Origin of the sequence: Bacteroides cellulosilyticus DSM 14838, from assembly GCF_000158035.1 — a bacterium.
Taxonomy (GTDB): domain Bacteria; phylum Bacteroidota; class Bacteroidia; order Bacteroidales; family Bacteroidaceae; genus Bacteroides; species Bacteroides cellulosilyticus.
Window position 1 is genome coordinate 621,851 of record NZ_EQ973495.1, and the last position, 11,984, is coordinate 633,834.

10 protein-coding genes and 1 pseudogene are annotated in these 11,984 nt (G+C 43.4%); 6 read left to right on the top strand and 5 right to left on the bottom strand.

Going from position 1 to position 11,984, the window contains the following annotated elements:
- Positions 1 to 355 (bottom strand): annotated as a pseudogene (locus BACCELL_RS27055) (N-acetylmuramoyl-L-alanine amidase); the annotation flags it as partial.
- A 101-nt stretch (positions 356 to 456) separates the two neighbouring features.
- Between BACCELL_RS27055 and BACCELL_RS24645 the strand changes: the two are divergent.
- From BACCELL_RS24645 to BACCELL_RS24660, 4 genes are all read left to right on the top strand, one after another.
- On the top strand, positions 457 to 1,737 hold the full coding sequence (locus BACCELL_RS24645) for an O-acetylhomoserine aminocarboxypropyltransferase/cysteine synthase family protein (protein ID WP_007214887.1): 1,281 nt from the start codon (positions 457 to 459) through the stop codon (positions 1,735 to 1,737).
- A 106-nt stretch (positions 1,738 to 1,843) separates the two neighbouring features.
- Positions 1,844 to 2,743, top strand: coding sequence for an OmpA/MotB family protein (locus BACCELL_RS24650; protein WP_007214888.1), 900 nt, complete (start codon positions 1,844 to 1,846; stop codon positions 2,741 to 2,743).
- A 263-nt stretch (positions 2,744 to 3,006) separates the two neighbouring features.
- On the top strand, positions 3,007 to 5,295 hold the full coding sequence (locus BACCELL_RS24655) for an NADP-dependent malic enzyme (protein WP_007214889.1): 2,289 nt from the start codon (positions 3,007 to 3,009) through the stop codon (positions 5,293 to 5,295).
- Between the two features lie 360 nt (positions 5,296 to 5,655).
- Positions 5,656 to 6,993, top strand: a complete 1,338-nt coding sequence (locus tag BACCELL_RS24660; protein ID WP_007214891.1) for an NADP-specific glutamate dehydrogenase — start codon at positions 5,656 to 5,658, stop codon at positions 6,991 to 6,993.
- 140 nt (positions 6,994 to 7,133) lie between these two features.
- Here the strand turns inward: BACCELL_RS24660 and BACCELL_RS24665 are convergent, their stop codons facing one another.
- Positions 7,134 to 8,087, bottom strand: coding sequence for a hypothetical protein (locus tag BACCELL_RS24665; protein ID WP_007214892.1), 954 nt, complete (start codon positions 8,085 to 8,087; stop codon positions 7,134 to 7,136).
- A 436-nt stretch (positions 8,088 to 8,523) separates the two neighbouring features.
- On the opposite strand from BACCELL_RS24665, the gene BACCELL_RS24670 reads away from it, so the two are divergent.
- Positions 8,524 to 9,135: an HU family DNA-binding protein gene (locus BACCELL_RS24670; RefSeq protein ID WP_007214893.1), complete on the top strand. Its 612-nt coding sequence runs from the start codon at positions 8,524 to 8,526 to the stop codon at positions 9,133 to 9,135.
- Here BACCELL_RS24670 and BACCELL_RS24675 read toward each other — a convergent pair.
- Positions 9,126 to 10,049 carry a helix-turn-helix domain-containing protein gene (locus tag BACCELL_RS24675; protein WP_007214894.1) on the bottom strand — a complete coding sequence of 308 codons (924 nt, stop codon included), beginning with the start codon at positions 10,047 to 10,049 and terminating at the stop codon, positions 9,126 to 9,128. The genes BACCELL_RS24670 and BACCELL_RS24675 overlap by 10 nt on opposite strands.
- A gap of 166 nt (positions 10,050 to 10,215) precedes the next feature.
- On the opposite strand from BACCELL_RS24675, the gene BACCELL_RS24680 reads away from it, so the two are divergent.
- Positions 10,216 to 11,202 (top strand): aldo/keto reductase, encoded by a 987-nt coding sequence (locus tag BACCELL_RS24680; RefSeq protein ID WP_007214895.1) that lies wholly within the window; start codon positions 10,216 to 10,218, stop codon positions 11,200 to 11,202.
- A gap of 6 nt (positions 11,203 to 11,208) precedes the next feature.
- Here BACCELL_RS24680 and nadD read toward each other — a convergent pair whose 3' ends face one another.
- Entirely contained in the window at positions 11,209 to 11,778 is a 570-nt protein-coding gene (gene nadD / locus BACCELL_RS24685) for a nicotinate (nicotinamide) nucleotide adenylyltransferase (protein ID WP_022210859.1), read from the bottom strand.
- The gene (locus BACCELL_RS24690; RefSeq protein WP_022210860.1) at positions 11,775 to 11,978 is read right to left on the bottom strand and encodes a hypothetical protein; all 204 of its coding nucleotides are present in this window, start codon (positions 11,976 to 11,978) and stop codon (positions 11,775 to 11,777) included. The genes nadD and BACCELL_RS24690 overlap by 4 nt, the downstream gene beginning before the upstream one ends.
- Positions 11,979 to 11,984: the final 6 nt, after the last annotated feature.

The window sequence follows — 11,984 nt, forward strand, 5'->3', positions numbered from 1 at the left end:
GACTTTTTCCGAAAAGAGGTTCACGAATCGTTTTGTTGCCAGAACGGGCAGAAGAATTTGAAGCAGAAGAGTTTGAAGCAGATGAATTGGATGAAGCAGCCGTATTGCCACTCCCCTTTTTCAGAGGTGGAAGCAAATATTTCACTCCCAACCGCAATTCCTCTTTACCTCGCAATTGTTTCTTATTCAGTTCCAGGAACTCCTGATAGTACGCTTTTCCGGTACGCCCGTTACGCTGTAGAAAACCAGATATCCCCTCACCGCTTTTCGGCGTAGCCCGCTCTTCCTGGGCCAACGCTTCGTAAGAGAATGACATGCAAAAAAGCAAAATAAGAAAGCAAAATAACTGTTTCATTTTCCATTTATTCATCTTGCGGACAAAAATACAATTATTTTCTCTACTTTTGCGTCCACAAATGCGTTAATTGATAAAAAACTATAAAAACTGATAGCATTATGGCAAAGCAATTTAAACCGGAAACCCTCTGCGTACAGGCAGGATGGACTCCTAAGAAGGGCGAACCCCGTGTACTCCCCATTTATCAAAGTACCACTTTCAAATATGAAACCAGCGAGCAAATGGCACGTCTCTTTGATCTTGAAGAGAGCGGTTATTTCTATACTCGCCTGCAAAATCCTACCAACGACGCTGTTGCCGCCAAGATAGCAGCTCTTGAAGGCGGTGTTGCCGGCATGCTGACGTCCAGCGGACAAGCTGCCAATTTCTATGCTATATTTAATATCTGCCAGGCAGGCGATCACTTCGTTTGTTCGTCCGCTATCTATGGTGGTACATTCAATCTCTTCGGGGTGACTATGAAGAAATTGGGTATCGAAGTTACTTTCGTTAGTCCGGATGCCAGCGAAGAAGAAATCTCCGCAGCTTTCCGCCCGAATACGAAAGCATTGTTCGGTGAAACCATTTCCAACCCGTCACTGGAAGTATTGGATATTGAAAAATTTGCCCGCATTGCCCATAGTCACGGTGTACCTTTGATTGTAGACAATACGTTCCCGACTCCTATCAACTGCCGCCCGTTTGAATGGGGTGCTGATATCGTAGTACACTCTACGACCAAATATATGGATGGTCATGCCACCAGCGTAGGTGGTTGTATTGTAGACAGCGGCAAGTTCGACTGGGATGCACACGCTGACAAATTCCCCGGATTGTGCACACCGGATGAGTCATACCACGGACTGACTTATACAAAAGCTTTCGGTAAGATGGCTTATATCACTAAGGCTACTGCCCAGTTGATGCGTGACCTCGGCAGCATCCAGTCTCCGCAGAACTCTTTCCTGCTGAATCTCGGTCTGGAAACTCTGCACCTGCGTATGCCGCAACACTGTAAAAATGCACAGGCAGTTGCCGAATATCTTTCTAAAAATGACAAAGTAGCTTGGGTGAACTATTGCGGTCTTCCCGACAATAAATACTATGAGTTGGCACAGAAGTATATGCCGAACGGTTCTTGCGGTGTTATCTCCTTCGGATTGAAAGGGGGGCGCGAGATTTCTATCAAGTTCATGGACTCACTAAAGTTGGCTGCCATCGTGACCCACGTTGCCGATGCTCGTACCTGCGTGCTGCATCCGGCCAGCCATACACACCGCCAATTGTCGGACGAACAATTACTGGAAGCCGGAGTACGTCCCGACTTGATTCGTTTCTCTGTAGGCATTGAGAATGCAGACGATATCATCGCAGATATTGAGCAGGCTCTGAACGCATAATTTCATAAAGTACCTATAAAACAAATAATATATCCCCGTCTCCGCAACCGGAGTACGGGGATTTTCTTATCTTTGCGCCCAGTAAACATTTAATAAAGAAAGATTTATGAAACGTACAAAATTAGCTGCATCCTTTCTGTTGGTCGCAACTCTATTCCTGACGGGATGTGTGACCAAGAAGGAATTTGTGAATCTTCAAACAGATTATAACAAACTGAAAGACGAAAAGTCTGCTCTCGACAAGTCCTATCAGGACGCACAAATCCAGCTTGCCGAATACCGCACACAATCTAAAAGTTTGGAGGATCGCCTAAGCGAAGCCCGAAAAAATAATCAGGAATTGCGTAACAGTTACGCTACCCTGCAAGGATCGCTCGACAAGAGCCTCCAGCAGAACTCGCAAGGGAATATCAACATCTCCAAACTCGTAGATGAAATCAATGCCTCCAACCGCTACATCAAGCAATTAGTGGATGCCAAGAGTAAATCAGACTCACTGAACGTTATGCTAACCAACAATCTGACCCGCTCCCTGAGCCGCGAGGAATTGAAAGAAGTAGATGTGAAAGTACTGAAAGGTGTGGTTTACATCTCTTTAGCAGACAATATGCTCTACAAGAGCGGCAGTTACGAAATCAACGAACGTGCCGGCGAAACGTTGAGCAAGATTGCCAAGATTATCACCGACTACAAAGATTACGAAGTACTGGTAGAGGGTAATACGGACAACGTACCCATCTCACGTACCAATATCCGCAATAACTGGGATTTGAGTGCCCTGCGTGCCTCATCTGTAGTACAAGAATTGCAGAATAAATATGGCGTTGACCCTAAACGCCTTTCTGCTGCCGGACGTGGCGAGTACAATCCTATCACAGACAATGATTCCGAACTGGGCAAACAGCGCAACCGCCGTACACAAATCATTGTTACACCTCGACTCGACCAGTTCCTGGAGTTGATAGATAAGGCTCCGGAAGCTGAAGGAGAAGCGGCTACGGAATAAAAGAAAAACCATCTACTGCTGTATTTTCACAGGTAGAGGCATTTAAAGCAGTCTATACTCAGACTATTTTATAAACAATAAGGCGAGAGACTTTCCAGTCCTTCGCCTTATTGTTTGTTTCCACCCTCATCCTTGCTTTGACTTCCGACAGATTAAGTACTATTTAATAGTTTTTATTGCACACAGACTTACACTTTATCACATTTATTCCTACCTTTGCGGCAAAATTATAACTTTTAACTAACAACTCATAATCAACTACCATGGCTAAGATAACTAAAGAAGCTGCCTTGCTGTATCACTCACAAGGCAAACCAGGTAAGATAGAAGTAGTGCCTACCAAGCCCTACAGTACCCAAACCGATCTTTCACTTGCTTACTCTCCCGGTGTGGCGGAGCCGTGCCTCGAAATAGAAAAGAATCCGCAGGATGCTTATAAATATACAGCGAAAGGAAACTTGGTTGCTGTAATCTCCAACGGTACTGCCGTACTCGGTCTTGGCGACATAGGTGCGTTGAGCGGTAAGCCCGTAATGGAAGGTAAAGGACTTCTGTTCAAGATTTATGCCGGCATCGACGTATTCGATATTGAAGTAAACGAAAAAGATCCCGAAAAATTCATCGAAGCAGTAAAGGCCATTGCTCCTACCTTCGGTGGTATCAACCTGGAAGATATCAAAGCACCTGAGTGCTTCGAAATAGAGCGTCGCCTGAAAGAAGAGCTCGATATCCCTGTGATGCACGATGACCAGCATGGTACGGCCATCATCTCCAGTGCCGGACTTGTGAACGCTTTGCAGGTAGCAGGCAAGAAAATCGAAGATGTAAAAATCGTTGTGAATGGTGCCGGTGCATCTGCCGTATCTTGTACAAAACTGTATGTTTCACTGGGTGCCCGCCTGGAAAACATCGTGATGCTGGATAGTAAAGGTGTAATCAGCAAAGCACGTACCGATCTCAACGAACAGAAACGCTACTTCGCTACTGGTCGCACAGATATCCACACACTGGAAGAAGCCATCAAAGGTGCTGACGTATTCCTGGGATTATCCAAAGGAAACGTTCTGTCGCAGGACATGGTACGCAGCATGGCTCCGTCTCCTATCGTTTTCGCATTGGCTAACCCTACACCGGAAATCTCTTACGAAGATGCCATGTCAGCACGTCCCGATGTACTGATGGCAACCGGACGGTCGGACTATCCGAACCAGATTAATAATGTAATCGGTTTCCCCTATATCTTCCGCGGTGCCTTGGATACTCAGGCCAAAGCCATCAACGAAGAAATGAAGATTGCCGCCGTACATGCCATTGCCAACCTGGCAAAACAGCCTGTACCCGATGTTGTGAACGAGGCTTATCATGTTAACAACTTTAGTTTCGGTCCGGAATACTTCATCCCGAAACCGGTTGACCCGCGTCTTATCACTGAAGTTTCCTGCGCCGTAGCCAAGGCTGCTATGGAAAGCGGTGTAGCCCGTAAAGATATCGAGGACTGGGATGCTTACTGCGTACAGCTCCGCGAACTGATGGGTTACGAAAGCAAACTGACTCGCCAGCTTTACGACACCGCCCGTCGCAATCCGCAACGCGTGGTATTTGCCGAAGGTTCTCACCCCAATATGCTGAAAGCCGCTGTAGAAGCCAAAGCCGAAGGTATCTGTCATCCGATTGTATTAGGTAACGATGAAACCATCGAAAAACTGGCAAAAGAACTCGACCTCAGCCTGGAAGGCATCGAAATCGTCAACCTGCGCCATCCGAACGAAGCCTCACGCCGTGAACGCTACGCCCGCATTCTTTCCGAAAAGCGTGCTCGCCAAGGTGCCACCTATGAGGAAGCCAACGATAAGATGTTCGAACGCAACTACTTCGGTATGATGATGGTGGAAACAGGCGATGCAGATGCATTCATCACCGGTCTTTATACCAAATACAGCAATACGATCAAAGTTGCCAAAGAAGTTATCGGCATACAACCGCAATACAAGCATTTCGGTACGATGCACATCCTGAACTCCAAGAAAGGTACCTACTTCCTGGCTGATACACTAATCAACCGTCATCCCAATGCCGAAACATTGATTGACATAGCCAAACTGTCAGAGCATACCGTACGTTTCTTCAACCATACTCCGGTAATGGCCATGTTGAGTTACTCCAACTTCGGTGCAGACACCGAAGGTAGTCCGGTAAGTGTACACGAAGCCGTGGAATATATGCAGCAGAACTATCCTGATCTTGCCATTGACGGTGAAATGCAGGTGAACTTTGCCATGGACCGCAAGATGCGTGACGCCAAGTATCCATTCACCCGTCTGAAAGGTAAAGACGTGAATACCCTTGTATTCCCGAACCTCAGCTCTGCCAACTCTGCATACAAACTGTTGCAAGCTATGAATACGGAAATGGAGCTAATCGGCCCGATACAAATGGGACTGAACAAGCCTATCCACTTCACCGACTTCGAAAGCTCCGTACGCGACATTGTGAACATCACCGCAGTAGCAGTCATCGACGCCATCGTGGATAAAAAGAAAGCTGGTAAATGAGACGCCCGTTATCGAAATCACAAAGTGTTTGCATTGTACTGCTTTGGGCAGCACTTTGCTACATAGTTCTAACAACTGCCGAACGAATTGACGGTCCAGTCATTATGACACTTGTCATTTCGGCAGCGTTAGTATTCATTCCGGTAATAAAATCATTAAAGAGAGGATAAATAATATCTTTTTATTCCTTTTTGCGGGATAAAACAATATTTTTGTTGTTTTATCCCGCATTTTCTTTATAAATTGTTTGTTTGTCTCATTTTTATGTGTACTTTTGCAACCGCAACAGAGAAAAAACAATCTAAAGAATACTTTGTTAAGACAATTATATTTAGTAGCAACCAATAAAAGAAATAGATTATGAATGCAGCTAAGGTATTAGAAGATTTGAAAAGACGGTTCCCCAACGAACCAGAGTATCATCAAGCAGTGGAAGAAGTACTTTCTACAATTGAAGAAGAGTACAACAAACACCCGGAATTTGACAAAGTCAATCTAATTGAGCGTCTTTGCATCCCCGATCGTGTTTATCAATTCCGCGTGACTTGGATGGACGATAAGGGTAACATCCAGACAAACATGGGTTATCGCGTTCAACACAACAACGCTATCGGTCCGTACAAAGGTGGTATCCGTTTCCACGCATCTGTGAACCTCTCAATCCTGAAGTTCCTCGCATTCGAACAAACCTTCAAAAACTCTCTGACTACTCTGCCTATGGGTGGTGGTAAAGGTGGTTCCGACTTCTCTCCGCGTGGCAAGTCTAATGCTGAAGTAATGCGTTTCGTACAAGCATTCATGCTGGAACTGTGGCGTCATATTGGTCCTGAGACTGACGTTCCTGCTGGTGACATCGGTGTAGGTGGTCGTGAAGTAGGTTTCATGTTCGGTATGTACAAGAAGCTGACTCATGAATTCACAGGTACATTCACTGGTAAAGGTCGCGAATTCGGTGGTTCACTGATTCGTCCTGAGGCTACAGGTTACGGTAACATCTACTTTCTGATGGAAATGCTGAAATCTAAAGGTACTGACCTAAAAGGCAAGACTTGCCTGATCTCCGGTTCTGGTAACGTAGCTCAATATACTGCTGAAAAAGTATTGGAACTGGGTGGTAAAGTACTCACCATGTCTGACTCTGACGGTTATGTTTACGACCCGGCAGGTATCGACCGCGAAAAACTGGACTACATCATGGAATTGAAGAATCTCTACCGTGGACGTATCCGCGAGTATGCAGAACAATATCCTGGTGTGAAATATGTAGAAGGAGCTAAGCCTTGGGGTGAAAAAGCTGACATCGCTCTACCTTCTGCAACTCAGAACGAACTGAACGGTGACCACGCTCGCCAATTAGTTGCCAATGGTGTAATGGCAGTATCCGAAGGTGCTAATATGCCTTCTACTCCGGAAGCTATCAAAGTATTCCAGGATGCTAAGATTCTGTATGCTCCAGGTAAGGCAGCCAATGCAGGTGGTGTATCAGTATCCGGTCTGGAAATGACTCAGAACTCTATCAAACTGAGCTGGAGCGCAGAAGAAGTAGACGAGAAATTGAAGAGCATCATGAAGAACATTCACGAAGCTTGCGTACAGTATGGTACTGAAGCTGACGGTTATGTGAACTACGTGAAGGGTGCTAACGTTGCCGGATTCATGAAGGTAGCCAAGGCCATGATGGCACAAGGTATTGTGTAAGAAGCTATAGTTGTTATATATGGGAATCCCCTTCATACTGTATGGTGTGAAGGGGATTTTTCTTTATAATTCAAATGTTGGAAACACGCTTTATATAAAGCCGCAAACAGGAAAAAGGTCATACAAGAGAGATCTCCCATTCAAAGAGCTTTCAATGCAATAGATACTGATTCTACGAATTTATGTAACCGGTCCTCTATCTTTTTCTTTCTTGCTTCAGAACCTTCTATAGTCAATACCACATCATATATCCTTTTTACATATTGTATCAATTTCACACATTCATGATACTCTCCATACACATACGACAAGTCTATTTTAATGAAATTTTCTTCAATTTCTTCAAACAAAATGTTTTTGTCCGGATTTTGCATCTGCTCTATAGCCTCAATGCCCATCCTAAGATTATTCTTTGTTCCGATTATCTTGATACGTTTATTCAATTCTTTCTTATACTGTTCATCAACAACATTAGCCACAGCATTCCGAACATCTTGCAAAAGTTCATTAGCAACCTCATAGTTTCCCATATCATATTGCATCTTAAGCTCTTTCAAGTTAGATTCTGCAGCTAAACTTTGCATTGCGCTTACTGGAATAATAAATGTATCCAACATTCCACGATCTATTTTAGTTATCAGCTTTCTATAACGTAAAAATAGACTTTGCTTATATTTAATGATATCATCCGTATCAGGAATACGCTGAAATATGCTATATACTTCTTGGAAAAGAGAAACGCATTGCTCGGGATTTTTCTCTTTTATCAACTTTGCAATATCAGCCATTATTTCATCAGCCCGTCTCAGTAACGCTCTATCACCGGAGAGCAACTTCATTGGAAGAGTTGCCTTATAAGCGTCAAGAACTTTATCAGTTAAAGAAGGTAGCCTATCATCATATTCCTTCTTACTGGTAACATGCCAACCAACGCACGAACGACAATAATAACTCCGGTTAGGGGCATGACCACTACACGCTTCTATCTCTTCATGATTGAATTTAATAAAATTATCTGCTTTTGACTCTGACTCAAATAGCGTTTTATATTTATTGCAATCGCGGCAAAATATTCTGTTCTTTTTGGGTTTCATATACTCACTTGGTTTATTACCTTTTCGCCATCCTCAATTTGATAAATTATAGTAAATGTTGTCTTTAGTGTGTTCCGGCTTAATCTTCCTGCAAAGGTAAACAGAATAGAACAGAAAACGAAGGAAAGTGGCCAGCAATAACAAAAAACCACAACCTATATAAAACTAAAATCAAAGAGTCTAAGAACTAATCCCGGCATCGCAAGAAATTAATCTTTCATTACCTAAAAACTATTCTTACAACAATTATTGTAAGAAAAATATATAACTATAGTAAGAAAATAACATAACTGTTGTAAAAAACTTCTATATTTGTAGTAAGAATACTTTTTAGTATAAACGATATTAGTCTGTAACACATCCGACATTAACCTCTCGCAGTTCCAGTACCAATTTGTTTCTACGAAAACAGAAACCTCTTAAAAACAATGTATATATGAGTACTTATTATGACCTTTACGAAACACCGGACCCCAGTGGCGAAGGTAAGAAGAAACCACTCCATGCACGCGTCCGCTCCAAAGGCACTATCACTGCAAAGGAGTTTCAGGAGCGGTTAATGAAAGAACAGCACATGCCACACGCCATGGTCGTGGGAATTATGCAAGCCATCAGCAATGCACTGGGCGACTGGCTCGCCGAAGGTTACAATGTAGAACTGGATGAACTGGGATTTTTCAGTACTACACTGAAATGTACGCGTCCTGCCATACAGAAAAAGGACATACGTGCTGAATCCGTACGCTTTGAAACGGTAAAATTCCGCCCCAGCAAAGCCTTCAAAAAGTACGTGAGACATCAAATGGAACTGGAGAGAATAGACAAAAAAGCCTCGGCAAAGAAACCGGCAGTTGCCAAAAAAGATAGAAGACAGATGATGCTGACCTTTCTGGAAGCAAATGTCTGCATCACACGCGCCGAATATGCCCGACTCACGCGCGTAACGGACAGATGCGCCAGCTCTGATTTACAGGAATTTCTGACAGAAGGTATTATCCGCAAGCGAGGTGGAGGGCGTTCAGTGGTTTATATAAAACATCAGGTATAGTGTATCGCTTTCCGTAAGGCATCTGCTCTGTATCGGGCAGGTGCCATACCTGTATTTCTTTTAAAAAACTTCCCAAATGTAGATTGATCCGGAAAATTCAGTTCAATAGCTACCTGACTGACATTCATATCCGGTCGGCGCAACAGGAGTTTTGCTTCTGTCACCACGGCATTTGTGATCCATTTCAGTGCCGATTGCCCGTCACACTCCCGTATTATCTTCGACAGATAATCCGGAGTAACACACAATTCCTGCGCATAAAATCCGACATCACGATGTTTACGGCAATTTCCCAAAAGCAATTCGTGGAAACGCTGCCGAATTATTTCATTACGCGAAAATGAGATTTCTCTTTCTCCATATTTCTTCCAACGGCTATTGGTTATATCGAGCAATAGATTTATCACCTCATTTTTAATTACAGTGGCCCGATACAGATGATCCGAGTCCGCTATATACTTCTTTATACGTTCTATCCGATTCAGCACAATTGCACATTCATCATCGGTCAAACTCTGTTCTGGATATAGACGTTTTAAGTTTCCTGCTTCCGGCAAACGTATGCTGGAAGTTAATGACATGATTTCCTGCTTCAGTTCCGGTGAAAACAAAAGCAAGTATCCTCTGAAACCGGGAGTATACGATACATTTCCTATTATATTATCAGCCAGTAGCTGCATCACGGTACTTCTTTTAAGAGTATAAGGCAGATAATCCACTTCAATTTGCATTTCACCTGACACGACCAATATTAAAGAGGAGGCTTCAAGCTGCATGGGATACCTCCCAACCTTATCTTCTTTTGTCACCGAATCGTCCAAGTAGATAACCACCAACTGCTCCTGAAAGGAGGATTGAGGATTCATTCTTTCAAGATAATCCTGAAAACTTAAATCAAGTACTGTATCTTTCATCACAATTCTGATAAATGACTAATTTTAAAATGCAAATTTAATAATTATTCTTATTATAAACAGATACGTTTCGGATTATGACTAATTATAGTAGTAAAATGACCTTGTCAATTCATCTATTCTGTCCGACCTTTGCGTCACAGAAAAAACTTAATATTTAAGGAATATGGAATATTTAAACTTATCGAAAGAGAAAACAAGCAACTTCATGCTTTCGCGCATAGGCTTGGGAAGTATGAGAATGGGAGACGTAAGTGAAGGTATCAACACGATACATACAGCTTTGGATGGAGGAGTTAATTTCCTGAATACCGCAGACTTCTACGGAAACGGACAAAGTGAAATGCTGATAAAAGAGGCATTAAAGACCCGCAAGCGGGAAGATGTCTTTATCTCTGTAAAGTTTGGAGCCATGCAGGGTGTGGATGGCAGAATGTACGGAATGGATGCCCGCCCGGAAGCTGTGGAAAACTACCTGCGCTATACACTAAGCCGTTTAGGTACTGACTATGTGGATTTATACCAACCCGCCCGCATCAATCCACATATACCCGTAGAAGACACCATCGGCGCTATATCCGATCTGGCTACAAAAGGATATGTGAAAAATATAGGAATCTCCGAAGTGAATGGAGAGATACTTCGCAGAGCAAATGCAGTACACCCGATCAGTCTGGTCGAAGTAAGATATTCGTTGGCAGACCGGCATATAGAAGATGACCTTTTACCGACAGCAAGAGAATTAGGTGTCGGCATTGTAGCCTTCGGCGTACTCCTTTCGGGACTGATTGGCGGAAGTTCACAAGAAGAAAAATTAAAATCTATCGGTCAGAGAATTTCTCCAGAAGCATTGGCAACAATGAAAGCAAATCTTGCCCGCACCGATGCACTGAAACAGATTGCAGTTGAAAAAGGAGCTACCCTGGCACAACTTGCCATAGCCTGGGTGTTGGCGCAAGGTGAAGATATCATAGCACTGGTAGGTTCAAGAACAGCCTCACAAATCAAAGACACGATTCAAGCATTAAATGTGAAACTAACGAAAGAGGATCTGGGCAGAATAGACCGGATTATGCCGAAAGAAGAGGCTACCAGTTCATACATGTTGGATGTGGATATCGATTCCAAAGGATTATTCCATGCCAAACAGTAGCATTATTTAGCGAGGAAACTCAGATGAGAGTGCCTCGTAAACCGCCGGATGGAGGAAGTAACGAACATCTTTCCCTTCCTCCATCGCCCGGCGAATAAAGGTAGAACTGATTTCAAAAGTAGGCGAAGAAGCTACTTTTACATTCTCCGAAAGGGAATCGGAAGAAACCGGATAACCAGGACGGGGATATACAAGAATATGATTTTCGGCAAGAATACGTTCCGACTGATACCAGCGGGGAAAAAGCGCCCAGTTGTCCGAACCGATAATCAAATGAAATTCCCGGTCGGGATAGGTTTCTTTCAGTTTATCCAGCGTATGGATGGTATAGGACGGACGGGGCAGATTAAACTCAATATCAGAAGCTTTAAACTTAGGATACCCCGCAATGGCAAGTTGAGCCAACTTCAAACGGAAGGTATCATCCATCAATTCATCTTCTTCCTTCAACGGATTATGCGGGGTTACGAGAAACCACACTTCATCCAGCCCTTCATATTCGCAAAGATAATTGGCAAGGGCAAGATGTCCGATGTGAACCGGATTGAAGGAGCCGCTGAAGATACCCGTTTTCATTCTTTTGTTTTCATACGTTTCCAGCAAGTATAAACATTGATGCAACTTGAAAGCAATACCAATGTCATACCAAGAACTATTGTCCATTGGCTATAATACAACGCCATCAGACCTGACACCAAAGATATAAGTGCCAGGAGTGTGTTGAGAATCAACAATGACTTGTTCTGTTTAGGAGAAACAGGTTTCGGCTGATACATGACAGA